At 35.7% G+C, this 22264-nt stretch carries 18 protein-coding genes and 1 pseudogene; 15 read left to right on the plus strand and 4 right to left on the minus strand.

The features are described from left to right. The first annotated feature begins 1 nt into the window (after window position 1). The 4 genes from RI196_RS02585 (at window position 2) to RI196_RS02600 (ending at window position 4257) form a co-directional block, all read left to right on the plus strand. Window positions 2-1027 (plus strand): zinc-dependent dehydrogenase, encoded by a 1026-nt coding sequence (locus RI196_RS02585; RefSeq protein WP_066246914.1) that lies wholly within the window; start codon window positions 2-4, stop codon window positions 1025-1027. Window positions 1028-1048: 21 nt separating this feature from the next. Beyond that, the gene (locus RI196_RS02590; protein WP_158640165.1) at window positions 1049-1744 is read left to right on the plus strand and encodes an SDR family NAD(P)-dependent oxidoreductase; all 696 of its coding nucleotides are present in this window, start codon (window positions 1049-1051) and stop codon (window positions 1742-1744) included. Next, complete coding sequence (locus RI196_RS02595; protein ID WP_066246911.1) at window positions 1741-2493, plus strand: SDR family NAD(P)-dependent oxidoreductase; 753 nt, start codon at window positions 1741-1743, stop codon at window positions 2491-2493. The genes RI196_RS02590 and RI196_RS02595 overlap by 4 nt, the downstream gene beginning before the upstream one ends. An 816-nt stretch (window positions 2494-3309) precedes the next feature. Then, on the plus strand, window positions 3310-4257 hold the full coding sequence (locus tag RI196_RS02600) for a sugar-binding transcriptional regulator (protein WP_066246910.1): 948 nt from the start codon (window positions 3310-3312) through the stop codon (window positions 4255-4257). A gap of 614 nt (window positions 4258-4871) precedes the next feature. Here RI196_RS02600 and RI196_RS02605 read toward each other — a convergent pair. After that, the gene (locus RI196_RS02605) at window positions 4872-5522 is read right to left on the minus strand and encodes a response regulator (RefSeq protein WP_063386369.1); all 651 of its coding nucleotides are present in this window, start codon (window positions 5520-5522) and stop codon (window positions 4872-4874) included. Window positions 5523-5585: 63 nt separating this feature from the next. Beyond that, a complete protein-coding gene (locus tag RI196_RS02610; protein ID WP_063386326.1) occupies window positions 5586-7163 on the minus strand; it encodes an ATP-binding protein in 1578 nt (525 codons plus the stop codon). Window positions 7164-7296: 133 nt separating this feature from the next. Here RI196_RS02610 and RI196_RS02615 point away from each other — a divergent pair, with 133 nt between their 5' ends. From RI196_RS02615 to manA, 3 genes are all read left to right on the plus strand, one after another. After that, window positions 7297-8346 carry a DctP family TRAP transporter solute-binding subunit gene (locus tag RI196_RS02615; RefSeq protein WP_063386325.1) on the plus strand — a complete coding sequence of 350 codons (1050 nt, stop codon included), beginning with the start codon at window positions 7297-7299 and terminating at the stop codon, window positions 8344-8346. A gap of 703 nt (window positions 8347-9049) precedes the next feature. Next, window positions 9050-10336: a dicarboxylate/amino acid:cation symporter gene (locus tag RI196_RS02620; RefSeq protein ID WP_311066839.1), complete on the plus strand. Its 1287-nt coding sequence runs from the start codon at window positions 9050-9052 to the stop codon at window positions 10334-10336. A 185-nt stretch (window positions 10337-10521) separates the two neighbouring features. Beyond that, a complete protein-coding gene (gene manA, locus RI196_RS02625; RefSeq protein WP_066247027.1) occupies window positions 10522-11472 on the plus strand; it encodes a mannose-6-phosphate isomerase, class I in 951 nt (316 codons plus the stop codon). A 100-nt stretch (window positions 11473-11572) separates the two neighbouring features. On the opposite strand, the gene RI196_RS02630 is transcribed toward manA, so the two are convergent. Further along, window positions 11573-12433, minus strand: coding sequence for an alpha/beta hydrolase (locus RI196_RS02630; protein ID WP_130157766.1), 861 nt, complete (start codon window positions 12431-12433; stop codon window positions 11573-11575). Window positions 12434-12629: 196 nt separating this feature from the next. On the opposite strand from RI196_RS02630, the gene RI196_RS02635 reads away from it, so the two are divergent. Further along, window positions 12630-13160 (plus strand): competence protein ComK, encoded by a 531-nt coding sequence (locus tag RI196_RS02635; protein WP_063386322.1) that lies wholly within the window; start codon window positions 12630-12632, stop codon window positions 13158-13160. Between the two features lie 100 nt (window positions 13161-13260). Here the strand turns inward: RI196_RS02635 and tagU are convergent, their stop codons facing one another. Further along, a complete protein-coding gene (gene tagU, locus RI196_RS02640; protein ID WP_311066840.1) occupies window positions 13261-14211 on the minus strand; it encodes a polyisoprenyl-teichoic acid--peptidoglycan teichoic acid transferase TagU in 951 nt (316 codons plus the stop codon). A 193-nt stretch (window positions 14212-14404) separates the two neighbouring features. Between tagU and RI196_RS02645 the strand changes: the two genes are divergently transcribed. From RI196_RS02645 to tagH, 7 genes and pseudogenes are all read left to right on the plus strand, one after another. Then, window positions 14405-15193, plus strand: coding sequence for an SGNH/GDSL hydrolase family protein (locus RI196_RS02645; protein WP_311066841.1), 789 nt, complete (start codon window positions 14405-14407; stop codon window positions 15191-15193). 749 nt (window positions 15194-15942) lie between these two features. Further along, entirely contained in the window at window positions 15943-17070 is a 1128-nt protein-coding gene (gene wecB / locus RI196_RS02650) for a non-hydrolyzing UDP-N-acetylglucosamine 2-epimerase (protein WP_375338798.1), read from the plus strand. Window positions 17071-17399: 329 nt separating this feature from the next. After that, window positions 17400-17795: a glycerol-3-phosphate cytidylyltransferase gene (gene tagD / locus RI196_RS02655; RefSeq protein WP_066246898.1), complete on the plus strand. Its 396-nt coding sequence runs from the start codon at window positions 17400-17402 to the stop codon at window positions 17793-17795. Next, the gene (locus RI196_RS02660; protein WP_130157772.1) at window positions 17788-19017 is read left to right on the plus strand and encodes a CDP-glycerol glycerophosphotransferase family protein; all 1230 of its coding nucleotides are present in this window, start codon (window positions 17788-17790) and stop codon (window positions 19015-19017) included. Before tagD ends, RI196_RS02660 begins: the two co-directional genes overlap by 8 nt. 4 nt (window positions 19018-19021) lie before the next feature. Then, a pseudogene (locus tag RI196_RS02665) lies at window positions 19022-20173 on the plus strand (CDP-glycerol glycerophosphotransferase family protein); the annotation flags it as partial. Between the two features lie 201 nt (window positions 20174-20374). Continuing rightward, window positions 20375-21199, plus strand: coding sequence for an ABC transporter permease (locus RI196_RS02670; protein ID WP_066246891.1), 825 nt, complete (start codon window positions 20375-20377; stop codon window positions 21197-21199). 14 nt (window positions 21200-21213) lie between these two features. Next, window positions 21214-22011: a teichoic acids export ABC transporter ATP-binding subunit TagH gene (gene tagH / locus RI196_RS02675; RefSeq protein ID WP_066247023.1), complete on the plus strand. Its 798-nt coding sequence runs from the start codon at window positions 21214-21216 to the stop codon at window positions 22009-22011. Window positions 22012-22264 lie beyond the last annotated feature (253 nt).

Genomic DNA, 22264 nt, shown 5'->3' on the forward strand with positions numbered 1-22264 from the left:
TATGAAAGCTGCTGTCTTTTATGATAGGGAGGATATAAGGTATGAAGAAAGACCAATTCCTCAAATAGGTGAAAATGAAATTCTATTAAAAATGAAGATATGTGGTGTATGTGGAACTGATATTCATAAAGTAGTCGATAGAATTGTACCGCCTAATACAGTATTAGGGCATGAAGTATCAGGGGAAATTGTACAAGTTGGTAAAAATGTTACACAATTTGAAGAAGGAGATCGTGTTTTTGTTGCCCATCATGTACCATGCTTCACCTGTCATTATTGTAATAGAGGAAATTACAGTTTATGTACTCAGTTTAAAGCAACAAATCTAGATCCTGGTGGTTTTTCAGAATATATTCGAGTCTCTGCTGTTCATGTAAAACATACAATGGGAAAATTGCCATCTGCTATGAGCTTTGAAACAGGAGCTTTTGTAGAACCAGTTGCTTGTTGTTTGCATGGATTTGAGTCCATTGCATTAAATCCTGGAGATACAGTTTTTATAATGGGGGCAGGTCAAATAGGGTGCATTCAAATTCAATTGGCAAAATATTTCTTAGCTGACAGAGTAATCGTAAGTGATATTAACCCATTTCGGTTAAACAAATCATTAGAATTTGGTGCGGACTATATCATAAATAGCAAGAATGAACATGTGAGGGACAGAATAATGGAAATAACAGATGGCCAAGGGGCAGATGTAGTTATTATTTCAGCTGGTGTTAATCATCTGTTGACGGAAGCAATGGAATGTGTAGGCAAAGGTGGGACAATATTAGTATTTGCTCCGTTTAAGAGGGACCTTGTCCCATTACGGGCGGATAGGTTTTTTCAAGACGAAATTAAACTTGTTGGCTCCTATTCATCCAATCCATATAATTACGATAAAGCATTACAACTACTTAAGATGGGTGTTGTAGAAGCGGATAAGATGATCACACATCGTTTCCATTTATCACAGCTGAATGAAGCCATTCAATGTGCACACAGTACTAAAGAGAATGTCCTAAAAGTATTGATTAAATCGTAATAAATGGTGGTGAAAAATCCTTTGGAAATAAAGTTAAAAAATAAAGTTGCGATCGTGGTTGGAAGTAATTTTATTTTTGGGAAAGAGATATGTTTAGCACTTGCTTTATCTGGCGCTGAGGTATGGATTCATCATTTTAACGAGGAGGACAAAATTGAGCAAATTTCTAAAGAAATCTCCTCACTCGGCGGAACAGCAAAGGTCATAACCGATGATTTAAGAAACCCGAAAGAGGTTCAAAATGTTATTTTAGAAATTGCAAAGAGTAGCGGCAAGATTGATATTTTGGTCAATAATATGCACGTTTTATCCAAGAAAACCATTGTGGATTTAGAACCACAGGATTGGATTGAAACATTGGAGTTCAACCTTGATATTCCGTTCTTATGCAGCAAGGAAGTGATTCCACACATGCTAAGAATTGGGGAGGGAAACATTATTAACATTTCAGCAACTGCGGCAGTCACCGGTGAAATCGGCCCCCATTATGCAGCGTCGAAAAGCGCATTAAATTCAATGACTAAAGGATTGTCTAGGGAATTCCGTGAATTTGGAATACGTGTAAATAGCATTTCTCCTGATATCGTTCAAACATCAACATCATTGTCTTCTCTCAGTAAAGCAGTTGCAAACACAGTTTTGTTTTTATGCTCTCCATATGCGACACATTTAAAAGGCGAAATAATTTTCCTTGGAGAGGAGGAAAATATTCATTGAATAGAGAGAATGTATTGGTAATTGGAGGAGCGGCGGGCATTGGAAAACAGATTGTTTTAGACTTTGCCGGAAGGGGAAAAAAAGTAGCAGTAGCTGATATTAATAAAAAAGCACTTGATCAACTAATCAATGAAAGCGGAAGACCAAATGACATTTTTAGTTTTGAAGTAGATGTATCGAACTGGGAAAGCGTTCAAAATATGATGACAAAAGTTAAAGAAACTTTAAATTCGATTGATATTTTTGTTTATTCTGCAGGGATTACGAAACAAGTTTCTTTTTTGAATATTGATTGGGCATCGTGGAAAAAAACAATAGCTGTAAATTTACATGGACTTTTTTTCAGTACAAAAGCAGTGTTGCCATTAATGAAAAATAAAAATGGGGGTAGTATTATAATCATTGGATCTGGTTCTGCCATAACCGGTTCAGGCGGAGGTATCCATTATGCTGCTTCAAAAGGTGGTGCTTTTGGATTTATGAGATCTTTAGTAGGAGAGCTAGGTAAAGAAGGAATTAACATAAATGTGATTGCTCCTCGTGTAATTGAATCGGACATGCTTGACCGCTTGTATCCTTCAGAGGGATCCAAAAATACTCTAAAAAAAGAAATTCCGATAGGCAGACTAGGTAAACCTTCTGATATTTCAAATCTCACTAATTTTTTGTCTAATGAAGAATCAGCATATATTCATGGACAAATCATTATTGCAGATGGCGGGAGAACATTTAGACCAAAAAGCGGTTAAGTTCACTTGATTAGTTTTGAACTTGATCATCTATTTCTTGAGCTTTACAAGAACCATTTTTTCATCTTAAAAATAATGGTCAATATTGTATTGGGGCAACTTTATGTTCAAAAAACAATAGCTATATGTGTTTTTCGTTCATAATTGTTTTTGCTCACATAAAATTGAGCCACTTCGCTCATGAAAACGTGAACCACTCCATTTCCATCTAAAAACACCATCTTGATATGGAGTGAGAGGCATGATAGGCTTGTTGCCTATCGAAACACTTTGATGTGTCGCGTTTCGAGTGAAATCATGCCTCTGGAGGCTCCATGTCAAGCCTTTTATAACTGAATCGTTGAGTTATATTATTGCAAATTTTTAATGTTGACTCCACACTCTGCTTTTTTTCTTGCAGAAATAGTCCTTCTCAGCTCTGGCAACAACTTTCACCATTCCCCATTTTAGATCTTTCGTATGCTTTTCATTTAGGCTATCTTACTCAAGTGTAGAAACTTAAGGCCGTTAGTTTCTTAACGTGTTTGATGAATCAAATTGAACAACTCAGAAAATTCTTGCTTATTCATTTTACTTATTAGTTCATTTGTTGTGTTTTTTGTGTTATCCTTATCCATGGGAATTATCCTTATAATTAGAAATTCTAATTATAAGGATTTTTTATACTGATTAAAGACCATGTATTTTCCATATATTTAAAAATATTACAAAATTTTTTGAATATAACAACTTGAGGAATAAGATTAATTTAAGTCAAAGGTTAGTTAATATAAGTTATTTTTAACAATGCTGATGGTTAAATAAAGAGGTGAAGAAATGTTAACGTGGGAAGAAAGGAGACAACTTGTCAAGATAGCGACTTTATATTACACAGAAGGATGGACACAAGAGCAAATTGCCAAAAAGATTGGCGTGTCTAGACCGATTGTTTCGAAAATGATACAAAAGGCAAAAGAAGCAGGAATTATTGAAATATATATAAAAGATGAGAGTATCCATACAGTTGAATTGGAACAGAAGCTGGAAAAATATTTTAATTTAAAGGATGCAGTTGTTGTTCCTTCTGTAGGTTTAACTCCTGATTTGGTAAAGAGTGCAGTAGGACGAGCAGGTGCTTATTATCTTTCTAAAAATTTAAAAAACGTAAAACGTCTCGGAATTTCCTGGGGAACTACACTTGCCGAACTTGTAAAGGAATTTCCATATGTACGTAATGAAGATATACATATAGTTCCGCTCGAAGGTGGTATGGGAAGAAAATACGTTGAAATTCATGCAAATCAACTGGCATATGAACTGGCAAAAAAGTTAAATTGTACATGCTCTTATTTATACGCTCCTGCGATTGTAGAGACAGAAGAATTAAAAGAAAGATTATTAGCAATGCAGGATATAGAAGCAGTGCTTGAAGAAGGACGAAATGTCGATATAGCAGTCATCGGAATTGGTAACCCGCATAGGTCATCTACATTGCGGAAGTTAGGTTATTTGAGTGATGAAGATTTAAATTATTTACGCAAGCTCGGTGTAGTCGGAGATATCGGATTTCGTTTTTTTGATGATTTTGGAAATGTTATTATCGACTCTTTTACGAACAAAGTAATTGGCGTTACTTTAACAGAACTGAAAAAAATTAATCAAGTAATTGCTGTTGTTGAAGGGATACACAAACTTGAAAGTATAAAAGCTGCATTAAACGGTGGATTTATAAATGTTTTAATTATCGATGAACAGACTGCTGCAGCAATTGTTGAAAACTGGTAATACCCTGTTAATTCAATCCCATGGGCCGATTTATAGAAAAATTAAATAAAAATACTATGCTCCAACTCTCAAATCATTAAGTTTTGAAGTTGGAGTTTTTTTGATTTTGCTGAAATATTTTGCCGATTTAAAACGTCGACGCTTACTTAAAAAAATCACGTGTCTTTGTTTAGCATGGGGCATTTTGTAACGGATCATTACAAGGCAGTTATTCCACTAAAAAAGTGGGGTAAAAAATTTAAAAGCAAAGTTGAAAATGGTAATGGCGAAGGAACAGATAAAGAGCGGACAATAGGTTGAAGGAAAGCAAGGGAGGAGGAGCAAAAGTTGAAAATTCAACGCATTGAAAGGCAAAGTCGGCGAAAAATTCTGAACTTGTTTCTAGAATAATCGTTGTTATTGAGAACTCATAATGTGGGTTCGAAAGCCTTTCTGTGTCCCGATTGAAAAAGCAAAATGTCCGATAAGAGAAAATTGACACCATTAGTATTCAACGTGCGATGACTGTTCCCCTGATAAAGCCAACATAGCATTTATTTGTCCTAGCAATTTAAAAATGAGAAAAGTGGTCCAGCTCAATGATTTTTTCGTTTGTTTTTCACCTCTAGCCAAGCTTAATCAGAATGAAACATATATCGATTGACAGGTCTTCCGATGCTGCCGTACTGAACATGGATTGAGACTTTTTTGATTTTCGCCAGGTAGTCTAAATATCTTCGTGCAGTAACGCGTGCAATACCGATTCCTTCCGCAACTTCTTCAGCGGAAATCGGTTCTTTTTGATTTTGAAGGAAACGGATAATCTTATCAAGTGTTACTTGGTTCAACCCTTTAGGCAGTTCTGGATTCTCTGGCTTTTTCTTGAATTTATTGTTTAACAACATAGTGTCTACATCTTTTTGCGTTAATTTTTCTTTTTCCTTCAGCTGGCTATGATAAAGCAAATAGTTTTTTAATGATTGTTGGAGCCGTTCAAATTTAAACGGTTTCATAATGTAGTCAAAAGCGCCGTTTTGCAGGACACGGCGAACAGTTTCCATATCTCTCGCAGCGGTAATCGCAATGACATCTACGGAATGACCCTCTGACCGGATTTGCTTAAGCGTTTCTAATCCATCCTGATTAGGCATGTAAATATCTATAATAACTAGTTCAGGTTTCAATTCTCGAACAAGCTCTATGCCTTCTTTTCCGTTCCCTGCGATTCCAATCACAGTAAAGCCGTCGACTTTTTGGATAAATTGTTTATTCACCTCTTGAACCATGGGATCATCTTCAATCAACAATACACTAATTTTTTTGTTCAAATTTTTTGCCCCCTTTGTTTTTTACATATCAAATGTGATGATAAATGTAGTTCCCATACCTTTTTGCGACTCAACCTGAATGTGACCGTTTGCTCGGTCAACAATTTGTTTGACCAGATATAAGCCTATTCCATGATTTTGCTTGTTTTTTGTGGAAAAACCCTTTTCAAAAATGTTCGGTAATACAGAATCGTCTATGCCAGGACCGTTATCTTCAACTAATATCGTGCAAATTTCTTTATTTTGATCGATGCTGACGAATATTTCTTTGTCAGGATCAGTCGACTCTTGAAAGGCATCAAAAGCATTTTCAATTAAATTCCCAATGATGATCACCAGGTCGTTATGATCGATATTTTTTGGAAATCGCTCCAAATGGCTGTTTCTGTCAATGACTACTTTAATTCCGAGCTCTTTGCCCCGGCTGATTTTGCTGAGTAAAAGGCCCGATATGCTTTCATCTTTAATATGTTCAGTTAAAAAGTTTGTCAGCTCTTCTTGCTCTTCCGTTATTTTGAATACATATTCTAACGCTTTTTCTTTATGTCCAAGCTGAATGAGACCTGCTATCGTGTGCAATTTGTTCATATGTTCATGATTTTGAACACGAAGCGCGTGGACAAAAGCTTTCACTCCGGTTAATTCTTCCGCAAGCTTTTTGATTTCAGTTCGATCCTGGAAAATGGCGACAGCTCCGACCGTTTCGTTATTCACTCTGATCGGGATGCGATTGCTTAAAATGCTTAGATTCCTTACCTGCAATTCTTTGTTATAAATAGGACGGTCAATTACTAATATTTCCGGGAGTCGGGTGTCGGAAATAACGTCGCGAATCGGCTTTCCGATCACATCTCCTTCAATGCCCATCATTTGTTTGGCACGGTCATTAAAAATAGTTATACGTTCATTTTTATCAATGGCAATGACTCCTTCGTGCATAGCATTAAATGTTTCAGTCCGTTCAACTAGCATTTTAGCTATTTCAAAAGGCTCCAAGTGAAACATCTGCTTTTTTATATGTCTTGCCAGGAGCCAGGCCCCCAAACCGCCTAATAGTAAGACAAGAAAAGAAATCGAAAAAATTTGCGATTTTAAATTTGCAAGCAGCTCATATAAGCTTGGAAGCTTATAGGCTGCGATGACGACTCCAACTTGTTTATGTTCTTTATTCATGACAGGTACAAAGGCGCGGATAACAGTGCCGATTTCTCCATTTGCTTTTGACGTATATGTGTGTTCGGCAAAGGCAGGACCTTCATCTTCTCCTTCCGATTTTGTTCCGATTAAAGATTTGACCGGATGGGAAAGGCGGGTACGATCCATATCGAGCACAACAATATATTCTGTTCCGTTAATGATTTGAAGACGTTCAATCATCGAAGGAATCAGCTGGCGATCTTTCAAGCTTCCATTGAGCCCGTTTCTGACTTCAGGCAGCGCCGCAACCGTCCTCGCAGCTAATATAGATTGCTGTTTAAGCTCTTCTTCTTTTTGGTTTAAATATTCGTTTACAATAAATAATCCTCCGAAAAAAAGCGATAAAAAGACAATAATAAAAATTAAACCTGTTATTTTCCATATAATTGGTAATCGCTTCATAAGGCAACCTCTTTTAGCTAAACGTTCATACTTGCTTTATTTTATCACAGATTTGCTTTCCTTTACTTTAGAGAAAGAGCATGCTTGGTATAATTTATGTTAAAATGATCAAAAACAAATGGTGTGATGAATCATGAAGAAAAAAATCGTGAGGTATTTGGCTATAGTATGTGCCGGGTTAGCCTTTGCGTTATTTTCCTATAATATCATTATACAATCTCAAAATGATCCACCGGTTTACGATGATGAGCAAGAGGGGCTAAAAGAGCAAATTAAAATCTATTTCAGCCATGTAGTGGCGGAGGATACGCCAAAAGGCTTGGCTGCACAAAGGTTTGCAGATTTGGTCGAGGAAAAGACGAAGGGCCGAGTAAAAGTGATTGTGTTTCCAAACGGTTCATTATATTCAGATAAAGATGAAATAGAAGCTTTAAGAAAAGGCAAAGTGCAAATGATTGCTCCTTCCTATTCAAACGTGGCAGAATTGGTTCCGGAATGGGAAGTGTTAGATTTACCGTTTATTTTTCAAAACGATGATAATGTTGAAAGGGTTTTAACAGGAAAAATTGGCGAAGAGCTGCTCAGTATGTTAGAACCGAAAGGATTTAAAGGACTGGCTTTTTGGGGAAATGGATTCAAACAAATGGTAAATAGTCAAATGTTTATGAAAAATCCGGATGATTTCAAAGACCAAAGATTTCGGATCATGCCTAATAAAGTCATAAAAAAACAATTTAACATGTTAGGAGCGGAACCGATTGCCCTCTCATTTGATCAAGTTTATGAATCATTAGAAGAGGAAGCATTTGACGGACAAGAAAACACAATTTCGAATATTTATTCAAAAAGATTTTATCAATTTCATCCGTATGTAACAATTAGCAATCACGGTTATTTAGGATATGTCGTAATGGTCAATGAAACATTTTGGAATCAGCTACCTAAAGACGTTCAAAAACAAATTATGAAAGCAATAGAAGAAACGACAGCTTGGAATATGAAGCAATCGAAACAGCAAAATATAAGACAGCTTGAAGAAATGAGGCAAAATCCAAATATACATATTCATACGTTAACGGAAAAAGAGCGAAAGAAATGGCAGGAACGATTTGTGCCGCTTTACCAAGAATATGAAGCGAAATATGGAAAGCTATTAAAAGAAATAAGAAATGCAGCAAGCTGAACTAGCCATTGTTTCAGCAAAAAATGGACTGTCCGCGAGGCGGCAGTCTTTTTTTATGGAATTTGAGAGAAAAAAAAGAGGTGTTATATTCGCCGCTCTCATCCATTTTTACGCATGATACACCACAAGAAATAGTCCAACGAGCATTCGGTGGAAAGATGTAAGATAAAGTACATGGACATCACAGCGGCTGAACTTTCTTTACAGGAATGGCTGAAATAAAACCTTTCAGCTTATCGGCAGTAACTATTTGAAACGAATGAATGATTCTAAGAAACTCGATCTCATGGTTTATCGCCCGTTGTGTTTTGATTTTTTTGGGGTTACAAATGGATAATCGGTTATGAAAATGGTCATCGTTGGAGTTACGATTGAAGCATGAGAGTCGTTGGGCAGTAGTTAACCAGCTCTGTTAAGGAAGGAGAACAAGCCGTTTACGTTTCTTTGGAGTGACAAGCTCGTTAGACTTTAAGCGGGAGTAGTTGAAAAGCAAAAATGAATCTATTAAGAGTTTCTGTTTCTGTTTCCCAGAATGACTAGGGAGGTGCTGATCCTTTCTCATTTTTGGCCATTCAAATTAATTTTGAGACCAAAAAGAACAAAAAGATTAATAAAACCATAATATTAAAACTTTTTGAACATTCTATTAACATAAATGTACGGACGTTTGAAAACGTTATCAAAGGGGAAAGGAGAGAGATAGATGCGAATAAACTTTAAAAACCTGACTGTACAAGTTATTATCGGTATCATTTTAGGGATTACAGTTGGATTTTTATTCCCTGAGTTCGGGGCGAAATTAAAGATTTTGGCAGATATTTTTATTAAACTAGTGAAAATGGTGATTGCACCAATTGTATTTTTCACCGTTGTCATCGGCATCGGATCGATGGGTGATCTGAAAAAAGTAGGCAGGATCGGCGGGAAAGCTCTGATCTATTTTGAAATTGTTACGACGATTGCTCTTGCTATCGGGATCTTTGTTGTAAACATTATGAAGCCAGGTGAGGGTTTTAACACCGATAGTGTGCAAGGAAGCGATATTTCTCAATATACGAAACAAGCAGAGGAAACAAGTCACGGTGCTTTAGACTTTATCATGAGCATTGTGCCAGAAAATGCAGTGGGAGCGCTCGCAAACGGAGAACTCTTGCCGATTTTATTCTTCGCAGTCCTTTTCGGATTAGCAGCGGCAAGACTAGGGGAAAAAGCAAAACCTGTTATGAATTTGTTTGAACAATTGACAAATATCTTTTTTGGCATCGTAAATATGGTTATGAAAATTTCACCGATTGCAGCTTTTGGTGCAATGGCCTATACAATCGGAAATTTCGGTCTGGGATCGCTTGTGTCTTTAGGAAAATTAATGGCCTCTGTCTACATGACGATGTTCTTATTTATCGTGATCGTGTTGGGACTGATCACAAAATTTTACGGGTTCAGCATTTTAAAATTTATCGCATATATAAAGGAAGAAATATTGCTTGTGTTAGGAACTTCCTCCTCTGAATCCGCATTGCCAAAATTGATGGAAAAGCTTGAGAAGTACGGATGTTCTAAGTCTGTTGTTGGTCTTGTTGTTCCGACTGGGTATTCTTTTAATCTTGATGGAACGTCGATTTATTTGTCAATGGCGGCTATCTTTATTGCACAGGCATATGGGATCGATTTAACCATTTGGCAAGAACTGACTCTACTTGGAATTTTAATGCTGACTTCAAAGGGCGCTGCTGGTGTGACTGGATCCGGATTTATTACATTAGCCGCTACTTTGGCTGCATTTCCAATGGTTCCGGTTGAAGGAATTGCACTTCTCATCGGTGTTGACCGATTTATGTCAGAAGCCCGTGCGATTACGAATTTAATTGGAAACGGTGTCGCAACAGTTGTTGTGTCAAAAATGGAAGGAGAGTTTCATCCGGAAAAAGCTTCTCAAGAAGAGCAGATTTCCAGTCAGGCGACTGGCACTGTATATGCTAACGAACAGTGATTCGAAAATTTGATAACAAATCAAAAAGAAAAGGATGTTGATAGAATTCGGCATCCTTTTCTGTTTTGATATTGAAGGTTTCTCTTCAGCGAGCTCTGTATAAAAAATGAAAAAAGGTGAAAAAATTTCAAGAACTGCTTAATATAAATAATGGGGAAATTATTGCAGAAAGGGAGTGGAACAAGGTGGTGCAGTCTCCAATTTTTTTAAAGCCTGTTTTTAAAGATCGAATTTGGGGTGGAACAAACCTTCGCACTCATTTTCATTACAAAATTCCAACGGAGACAACAGGAGAATGCTGGGCGATTTCTGCCCATCCGCATGGTCAAAGCATTGTAGCAGAAGGAAAGTTTAAAGGAAAAACATTGGGTGAATTATGGGACAACCATCGAGAATTGTTCGGCGGAATAAAAGGGGATCGATTTCCTCTCTTAACGAAAATTCTTGATGCAAACAACGATTTGTCCGTGCAAGTGCATCCAGATGATGAATATGCAAAAAAGCACGAAAATGGTGAATTAGGAAAAACGGAGTGCTGGTATATCATTGACTGCTCAGAAAATGCGGAAATCATTTACGGTCATCATGCCAAAACGAAAGAAGAGCTCGTATCCATGATTCAAAGCGGAAAATGGGATCAATTGCTGAGAAGAGTAAAAATAAAACCGGGCGACTTCTTTTATGTTCCGAGCGGCACCATCCACGCCATCTGCAAAGGAACGCTCATCCTTGAAACGCAGCAAAGTTCTGATACGACTTACAGAGTGTATGATTACGACCGTGTAGATGCAAACGGAAATAAAAGAGAATTGCATTTGAAACAAGCGATAGAGGTGGCGACTGTTCCTCATAAAGATTACACGATTGAACGTTCTGTGGAAGTAAAGGAAGGAGCAACGATTACCACATTTATCAAAAACGAATTTTTTTCAGTTTACAAATGGGAGATTGACGGCGAAGGGAAGTTTGTTCAAAATCATCCGTTCCTTCTTGCAAGCGTGATTGAGGGAGACGGGGAGCTTACTCATGATGGCCGTTCATACACACTAAAAAAAGGGGCTCATTTTATTTTGCCGAACCAAACAGGCGATTTCGCAATAAAAGGAAAATGTGTTCTCATTGTATCTCATGTATAAAACATTTATCCCGACTCTTCTTTCTCCTTTTAAAGGAGGGAGAAGAATCGGGGTTTTTATTGAAAAAAGGTCATTCGGTTGAAGAAATACTTTCCCCAACTCAATTGTACCCCCATAGAAATTCGCCGATATACTTGTCCACTTTCGGATGCTCATGAAGACCGCTGTGTGTGGCAAGTTTATCTTTAACAATGATTTCATGATAATTTTCTAACGGAACAATATTTCTAGCGCTGAGAGCGCTCTGGATGGAGACAACTCCATCACTGTCTTTATACTCGGGATTGATCCCTGCGATATTGAGAACTTTCGTTTTTTTAGAAAATTGATCCCGGTTGTTCAATATTTCTAGTAAAGCATGAGAATCTGGTTTTAAATCAATGATTGCTTTACCTGTATTCAGCTTATGGTAAGATTCCTGTTCTATTCCTTGAAACGGGCTGCCTATGACCACCATTTTGCGGACAGTCGGGTAATCCTTCAAGTTGTTCGTGTCCTCGATATATTTTGTCGAAACGAGTCCTCCCATCGAATGAGCCACAATGTATAGCTCGTCTACCGAATAGTTTTCTTTTAATAAGCGCATTGCCTTTTTCAGAGAATTTGCCGTTTCCTCAATACTTGTGCGGTTTTCCTCAAAAACAATTTGTATAAAAGGATTTTTTAAGTTTTGTGGGATTGTTCCGGAAATATGGACAATGCCCATGCGGTCAACTCGAATGACCATTGATTTTGTTCCCCAGCGGTAATCATATTCAAAACGATGCAGCATATGTTGGAACGAGCGCATTGTTCCTTTATAGCCATGGACAAAGATGGTCGGAATTTGAGGTTCAATGCTTGCAAAAGAGTCGTTTGAATCGACATGCTTCGAGCGCCACGTAATAAAAAAAACGCTTAAAAGAAAAAACGTAAATAAAAAAATAGATGCCATTCGCCCCATCGTCGATTTTTTTCTCACGATAAGTTCACCTCGTAATGATAATATTATACTAATTTTTTGGTTTTATCATGGAATTTTTTTCTTTTTTTACAAAAAAGTTTAGAAATTTACCAAATTTTCTTGAAATTCGTGTATAATATACATCGAAAGAACTAGTAAAAAAGTCTAATGTCATGCAAGGATTGTCAAATAGTGAAGAAAAAGGGGTGAAAGAGTGGAGCAGGTCAAAAATTATATTTTAACTTGTGACACGCTAGCATTGCTTCCTTATTTTAATAAGTATGGAGAATGTTGGACAATTGTTATTGAGAAGTATGAAAAGTATCTTGTGAAAGAGAGGCCGAAAGACCTTTTGGCAGAGAGCTGCAGCTATTACGGTGTGTCTCTTAAAGGCATCATAGACGCAGCTAAGAAAATTCTGCCGCACCAACGTATGCTTCCTGTATGCATTCCTGTCCTCGATCTTTGTTTTTTCCCTACTAAATCAATGGAGCATTTAGACTGCCAATGGATTGCGCATTCGGCTATTCGACATGTCGTTTCAAAAGGAAAGCATTCAACAATCGTTTTAATCAATCATGAGAAAGTAGTAGTGGAGAAGCATATGAGTATCATTTACAACAAAATGAAAAGTGCGTCTCATATCAATGATACATATAAGAGAAGGATCAATGAGGGGAAGGAATACCATTCCTTTATTTTATATGAGAAGCCATCTTGTTATGATTGTAAACGAAAATCATAATGCTGCTGAATTATTCTAGGCTTGCGGGGATTTTTTATTATAGGGAATGGCGGCAGTTCTTATAAAAATGCGGTCGAATGGTGAACTGCCGCACTATTTTTTATTTTTCAGCGGTTTCTTTCTTTAATTCCAAATGTTTTTTCAGCTCGTTGGAAAGGGAAAGACGTTCATCTTCAGGCACAATATAGTAGTAAATGCCGTTAATTTTTTTTCCGCTCCCTTTTATTTGATGCTGAATGACATTTTTTCGGGCATCTTTGTAATTTTCTTGAATTGCCCACATTTCATCAAATGTAAGATTTGTTTTTACATTGTTTTCAATGACTTTAAACATTTCTCCAAATTTTGTAATGGATGTAATGCTTGCTCCTTTTTCAATAACCGCCTCAATAATTTGCCGCTGCCTTTCCTGGCGGCCGAAATCGCCCCTTGGATCATCATATCGCATTCTTGAATACGCAAGAGCTTTTTTGCCATCCAAGTGAATGGTTCCTTTTTCAAAATGGTAGCCCTCGTAAGTGAAATCTAAATCATTTTCAACCGTCACACCGCCGACTGCATCGACAATATCGCGAAAGCTTTCCATATTCACTTTGACAAAATAATCAACCGGCACATCTAAGAAATTTTCAACCGTTTTAATAGCCATTTCTGTTCCGCCGAAAGCGTAGGCGTGGTTAATTTTGTCTTGAATGCCTTTTCCGACAATTTCTGTTCTTGTATCGCGGGGAATGCTGACCATTTCCATTGACTGTTCTTTTGGATTGACTGTCATCAAAATGAGCGAATCAGACCGTCCTCGGTCTCCTTTTCTTTCATCAACACCCATCAGCAATATGGAAATAGGATCGCGATTTTTAAAGTTGACTTGCTGATCGCGTTTGTCTGATTTATCCCGCCCGATGTTTTCTTGAATGTTGGCAATGGTCGATTGTGCTTTGTTCCAAATGTAAAAGGCATAGGATCCCGTGGCAATAATGAAAACTCCAATGACTAATAACAAAATCCAGAGCCATTTCTTTCTCTTTTTTCTCTGTCTATCTGATCTCATAATTCCATCCCTCATTACTAAATTTATCTAATCTGATTATAAGTTTCCAATTCTATTAAGACAATATATTTGTGAGGAAAATATTTTCGTATACACTTGTCAGCACCGCTTGAAAAAATGAATTGACAGCATGGAACGGCAGGGCATTTTCCGCTATAATAAAGTGAGAAATTTGTCGTTTGGAGGATTATCTGTGAAAAAAAGGATTATTGTTAGTAATGTTGTCGTTTTATGTATAGCGTCAATTATTGTCGGCCATTTTTATTGGAAACAGAAAATTTCAAAACCGACAACTGCTTCTGTGGAATCATCTGCAGAAAATATAAAGGAAGACAATAGTAAACAAAATGATACACGAGAGGACTACGCCAAAAATTTACCGGAGGATGTTCAGGAAAAAATCAAAACAGCTTTAAAAGAAGAGAAACAATTGAACTTTGTAATTTGGGGATCTGAATCCGTTCCTTCCGATCAAAATGGGTGGCCGGAAAAGCTGAAAAAGGAGCTTCTTTCTGCATATGGAGATGAGCTCTTTAACATCTCGATTGTTTCCGATGCCGAGGAGACAACGCATAGTGTATTGAATAAAAAATTATATAAAAAAATTGCAGACAAAAAGCCTGACATCCTCCTTTTCGAGCCGTTTATTTTGAATGATAACGGCGTTGTCGGCATTGACAATACTCTAAGCAACATTACGGACATCTTGCGGAAAATTCAAGAAGCAAATCCTGACGTATCGATTATGCTGCAGCCTGCACACCCGCTCTTTGGTGCAAAATTTTATCCTAAGGAAGTAGATGCGCTCAAACAATATGCCGAAGAAAACCATTTTACATATTTAAACCATTGGGAAAATTGGCCGGATAAGGAAGACGAGCAATTGAAGCAATACGTTACAGAAGACCGATCCAAACCGAGCGAAAAAGGAAATCAGGTATGGGGAGAGTATTTAATTAAATATTTTGTCGCTGCGGATTAATGATAAATTTTTTCGGAAGGAAGTATATAATATAACATTTTCCGGGAAATAGTGATTTTGTCGATTTTTTTGTTGAGAATGGTAGCTTAGACAAAGATCAACGTCAAGGCAAAACGCTGTCATTTTTTAGTTGTTGTTTCCATAGTGTTGCTAGCTGTCGGTTCATAATATATGAAACAATAGTGAGGATTGTGCTAAATAAAAAAAGCTTCATCCCTGTCTACTGTCGATTTAGGCACATTTTTTTTGCGGCAACTAAGACATAGTCAAAAGAAATACTGCGAATTGCGATTGTTGACAAGCATTCCATAGGAAGCTGGCTGCCTTTGAATTCTTATCGGCATATGCAGAGAAAAACGAGAGGTTGGAGAACGTTTTTAAATTTGTATAGAAAAGTATAGGATTTGCTCCAAATTGTGCGACAGATCCTAAGCTTCGCCAATGAGTCGAAAGGGTCAACTTTATGAATCAAATTTATGAATCAAAACATTTATCGGCAGCGAGATGTTCGCTATTCTGCTAGAGCATCACCGACTAACTTGGTTACCCTGAGGCAATTGTATCCTTTATTCTAAGCCGAGATGAACTAAAGGAGGACTTTTTGGAATATTCGATTAGAAAACGGAAATATTAGGTAAAAAATAAGGGGAATCTCAAGAAATTTACAAATCAGTTTTATTAAAAATGTTAAGATATATTATGTTCGAAAAAAATTTGTGAAGGTGATGTTCTTGAAAAAAATTAAAGTAATGACGATTTTTGGAACTAGACCTGAAGCAATAAAAATGTCTCCGTTAGTGCTGGAACTCAAAAAACATACAGACAAAATCGAGTCATTTGTAACCGTTACGGCACAACATCGCCAAATGCTTGATCAAGTATTGGATGTTTTCGGTATCGTTCCGGATTATGATTTGAATATTATGAGGAATCGGCAAACGTTAGTTGATATTACGACAAGAGGATTAGAAGGCTTAGATGGCATAATGAAAAAAGTAAAGCCTGACATTGTTCTTGTTCATGGAGATACCACGACAACATTTATTGCTAGTTTAGCTGCGTTTTATAACCAGATTGCCGTTGGTCATGTGGAGGCGGGGCTTCGCACTAATAATAAATTTTCTCCATTTCCAGAGGAAATGAACCGCCAATTAACAGGAATTTTGGCGGATTTGCATTTTGCTCCCACTAAGAAAGCATTTGAAAATTTAATAAAAGAGAATAAGCCGGAAGATTCGATTTTTATAACAGGCAATACGGCAATAGATGCTTTAAAAACAACAGTAACAGATGATTATCACCACGAAATTTTTGATGAAATTGGAAATGACCGAATGATACTGCTTACTGCACACCGACGCGAAAACTTAGGGCATCCGATGAGAAGTATGTTCCGGGCCATTAAAAGATTAGTAAAAGAATTTGCTGATATCCAGGTTGTTTACCCTGTTCACCTTAATCCGGCTGTTCGCGAGGTAGCAGTTGAAATTCTCGGAAATGACAGCAGGATTCATTTAATTGAACCACTGGGAGTTTTGGACTTTCACAATTTTGCCGCCCGTTCCCATATTATCCTGACAGACTCCGGCGGCGTGCAGGAAGAGGCTCCGTCTTTAGGCGTACCTGTTTTAGTTCTCCGCGATACAACTGAACGACCTGAAGGAATTGAAGCAGGAACCTTGAAGCTTGCCGGTACTGATGAAGAACAAATATATCAATTAGCTAAACAACTGCTTACAGACGAAAAGGTATACCAGAAAATGTCGCAAGCATCCAATCCTTACGGAGACGGCAAGGCATCAGAACGAATTGTAAAGGGGATTCTGTATTATTTTGGTTTTGAAGATATAAAGCCGAATTCATTTGAGATTATTTAACAACAAATTTTTCAAAAAGGGTAAATTCCTGCAGGAAGACTTTTTTCAATGGATAGCATCTCGTCTATGTTAAAATATTAGTTTGAAATTAAATTTGTTAAGGCTTATAATGGATGATGTGCAAAAAAATGAAAGGCCTTTTATTTTGATTTGACAGTTCATTTGTAATGTAAAAATTAAATTTGATAAATGTTGTATTAAAAAGTTATAATAATGTAAATTAAATGTAAATCCTTTGTGGATTTTTTTGTTTATTATGATAATATAACAGAATTATATAAATATGAATGGTTCTTTGGATACTTTCCTTAAAATTAGGAGGGATAAGGGTGAAGAAAGTTATTACTTATGGAACATTTGATTTGCTGCATTGGGGTCATATCAATCTATTAAAAAGAGCGAAAGAACTTGGGGATTATTTAATTGTCGGTCTTTCAACAGATGAGTTTAATGAGCAAAAAATGAAAAAATCTTATCATTCATATGAAAATAGAAAATTAATCCTTGAGTCAATTCGATATGTCGATGAAGTTATTCCTGAAGAATCTTGGGATCAAAAAGTTCGTGACATCCAAGAACATGATGTGGATATTTTTGTAATGGGCGATGACTGGGAAGGACATTTTGATTTTTTGAAAGATTACTGCCAAGTAATATATTTACCAAGAACAATTGGCATTTCGACAACAAAAATTAAAAAGGACTTAATGATAAAAAATGGTTAGGGAATTAGCTATATGGCTTTACTTGATTATTTTTAAAACATTTTTTCAAATTTTTAGCCTTTTCCCGCTGAAAGATAAAGCGGCATTTGTTGTTTCGTTTGGCGATAATTCTTTATATGTTTATAGGGCTTTACGGAAACAAAATGTGAATATAGAAGTAATCTTTTTAGCAAAACAAAAAACTGATTTTTTAAAAGAAGTCGATGAACCTGTTTTATCTTTTGAAACGGCGAATGTCATAGACATGATTCAATCGATTTACCATCTCGCTACTTCAAAATATATATTTATTGACAACTACTACGGTTTCCTATCGGCTGTTTCGTTTAAAAAAGAAGTTCAATGCATCCAACTATGGCATGCTGTAGGAGCCTTAAAACAGTTCGGTTTAAAAGATTTATCTATTAAAAAGCGATCAAAAAGGGCTCAAAAAAGATTTTTAAAAGTGTATGAAAAATTTCATAAAGTTGTTGTCGGTTCGAATGAGATGGCCAAAATATTTATGGAGTCGTTTAATCTCACCTCTGATCGGATTTTAAAAACAGGGGTTCCGCGTACCGACCTTTTTTTTGACTTAAAAAGCAAAAAAAAGATTCGAGACCATTGGTTTTCTCGTTTTCCGATAATGAAAAATAAAAAAGTAATCTTATATGCTCCGACATATCGAGATAACTTAATAGAAAATTTTCGGATTCAGTTAGATTTCAAAAAAATGTACGATGCTTTATGCGATGAATATATTATCATCATAAAATTGCATCCTGCAGTTCGCGAGCAGGCAAAAAATTTAGAATCAACCTATAACGGTTTTGTATATGATTTGTCTGAATATGACAATATCAATGAATTGCTAATTATTACAGATATATTAATTACTGATTATTCTTCGGTGCCTTTTGAGTTTTCATTACTTCAACGGCCTATGCTGTTCTTTGTTTATGATTTTGATCAATATAGCCATACAAGGGGGATTATAGAAAATTATCAAAAAGAAGTTCCGGGGCCGATAGTCTATAACACGGATGAAATTATTCATCATATTAAGAAAGGTGACTATAATATTGAAAGCATTGTTGAATTTTCGAAAAAATGGAATCAATATTCGGACGGAAAATCTAGTGAAAGGTTAGTTAGGGAACTGTTTCAATCGGATTATTTTATGTATAAGGGTGTAAGTTATGAATCAAAAATTCATGGGATTGGTAAAGAAATTCAAGGTTAAGTCATTGGTGGTAAAGCTGTACAAATTGATCTTTATGATCCTTTCCCAACTTCCCGTAAAAAAAAATCTCATTGTTTTTGAAAGCTACTTAGGAAAACAATATAGCTGCAATCCCAGGGCGATCTATGAGTATTTGCAGAAGCATCATCCGGAATTCAAAATGGTTTGGAGTGTACAGAAAGGGTATACAGATGTTTTTGTAGAAAAAAAAGTGCCTTATCTTAAACGTTTTTCTCTAAAATGGTTGATTGCAATGGCTAGGGCGGAATATTGGGTTTTCAACACCCGGCTTCCGCTTTGGATTCCGAAGCCCAAGCATACGATATACTTACAAACTTGGCATGGCACACCGTTGAAAAAGCTGGCAAATGATATGGAGGAAGTCCATATGCCAGGAACGAATACTGAAAAATATAAGCGAAATTTCACCAATGCAGCAAAAAGATGGGATTACTTAATTTCACCCAATCAATATTCAACCGAAATATTTGCACGGGCTTTTAAATTTGAAAAAACAATTTTAGAAACAGGATATCCAAGGAATGATTTTTTGTATACACATAACACAAAGCAAATAATTGATCAATTAAAGAAAAAACTGGATATTCCAGTAAAGAAAAAAGTGATTCTCTATGCTCCTACATGGCGCGATGATCAGTTTTATCAAGTAGGAAAATATAAATTTGATTTAGCCCTTGATTTAGGAAAATTAAAAGAACGATTAAAAGATGATTATGTCATTCTGTTAAGAATGCATTATTTAATTGCAGAAAACCTTGATTTAAGTAATTTTGAAGGGTTTGCTTATGATGTATCTGAATATGAAGATATTCGCGATTTGTATTTAATTTCAGATCTTCTCATCACAGATTATTCATCCGTATTTTTCGATTATGCTAATTTAAAACGACCGATCATCTTTTTTGTATATGACATCGACAGTTATCGAAATAAACTTCGCGGTTTCTATTTTGACATTGAAAAAGAAGCTCCCGGTCCATTAGCATATACTACAGATGAGGTACTGCAACAAATTTCTTATTTTGAACGCAATAATTTTGAAGTTTCGCATTCATTTGAAATGTTCTATAATAAATTTTGTTATTTGGAAGACGGTGAAGCTTCCAAAAGGGTTGTGGAAAGTGTGTTTTTTTAATGATTTAAAACCTTGTGAAAGGATTAACTACTATAAAATAAAAAGGCCGATCATTTTTTGATAATGAATAGAAAGTAGTAAAATTAAAATAGTATCAAGGTGAGGGTTATTAGCCTTGATTGTTTTTCAGCTTTATATTGAGTATAATTCTAACAGTAGTCAAAAAGTTGAATACTTATAGCTATTGAAAGGAATTTCTTCATGAAATCTGCTATAACCGTTATAAAAGAGCAAATAAATCATTTTTATTTAATTAGAAGACTTTCGTTATATGAATTAAAAAGCAAAAACAAAAATAATTACTTAGGAATGGCATGGGAAGTCATTAATCCATTAATTCAAATATTAATTTATTGGTTTGTATTTGGTAGCATCCAAAAAAGAGCTGATATTCAAGTAATACCTGGGATGGATGTTCCTTTTATTGCATGGTTAATGGGTGGATTTATTCTTTGGACCTTCTTTTATCAATCGACAATACAAGGTTCAAAATCGATTTACACTCGATTAGCCATGTTATCTAAAATGAACTTTCCGATGAGCGCAATCCCTAGTTTTGTTATATTTTCTCAATTCTATGTCCATTTATTCATGTTAATAATAGTTTTAATATTGCTCCAATTCATGGGATACTTTATAAATGTTTATTATTTACAGCTCATTTATTTTATGTTTGCTACTATTTGTTTATTATTTGCTGTATCTTTAATTATGTCTACATTGTCAACTATCATTCGGGACGTTCATATGTTCTTAAATGCGACATTACGAATGTTTCTCTATTTGTCGCCAGTTTTATGGCCAATTTCAGCTGTTTTAGATAATGCTACAATCATAACAATTTTGAAATTAAATCCTTTATACTATTTAATTGAAGGATATCGTTCTGCTTTCTTTGGAACTGAGTGGTATTTCATAACGAATTGGCAATATACACTTTATTTTTGGGGACTGGTCATTGTATTGTTCTTATTTGGTTCAATGCTACACATGAAATTTAGAAGACATTTTATCGATTACTTATAAAGGCTTGTGGTATGATGGAGAAGGCAATAATAGTTAAAAACGTAACAAAAAAATATAAATTATATAACGGAATGAAAGAAAGAATTTTAGACCTAATTACGCCTAAATCCTATGGTGAGGACTTTTATGCTTTGAGAAATGTAAGTTTTGAAGTTGAAAAAGGGGATGTTGTTGGGTTTCTGGGAATAAATGGTTCGGGAAAATCGACTTTATCAAATATCATTGCAGGCATTGTTCCTGAAACATCCGGTATTGTTCAAGTCAATGGCGATGCTGCTTTGATTGCTGTGTCAGCTGGTTTAAAAGGTGAGTTAACAGGAAGAGATAATATTGAACTAAAGTGTTTAATGCTTGGATTTAGCAAAGAAGAGATCAAGCGAATGGAACCGGATATAATCGAATTTTCTGAGCTAGGGAAATTTATTGATCAACCGGTAAAATCTTATTCAAGTGGAATGAAGTCACGTTTGGGTTTTGCTATCTCTGTCAATATAAATCCGGACATATTAATTATAGATGAAGCGTTATCTGTCGGAGACAAGGCGTTTGCTGAAAAAAGTTTTGAAAAAATGAAAGAATTTAAAAAACAAGGGAAAACGATGATTTTTGTCAGCCATTCGATCGGACAAATGAAACAGTTCTGTGATAAGATTTTGTGGCTTGAATTCGGAATGGTAAAAGACTTTGGCGAGGTGAACGAGGTTATCCCTAAATACGAAGATTTCATAAATAAATGGAAGAAAATGTCTAACGAAGAAAGAGAACATTACAAAAATGAAGCATATAAAAAACATCAAAAATGTGCAAATTAATTTAAAAACGGGGAGTGATGATTTATAAACACTTCCCGTTTTTTTATCAGTTCAAAATATTACATTACAGTTTAACTCCTTTATTCTCTAGCATTCACACTAATTTCGTTTCTGAAAAATTGCAATTGTATATTTAAGAGAATAAAGTGAACAATTGAATACATTCCGATTTTAGTAAATTTATAGAGAGTTGCAACGGCATATATATGCCTTGTCAATATGTTTTGTTTTATTTTAGAGGAAGGCATAATTC

Source organism: Aeribacillus composti, assembly GCF_031760945.1.
Lineage (GTDB): Bacteria > Bacillota > Bacilli > Bacillales > Aeribacillaceae > Aeribacillus > Aeribacillus composti.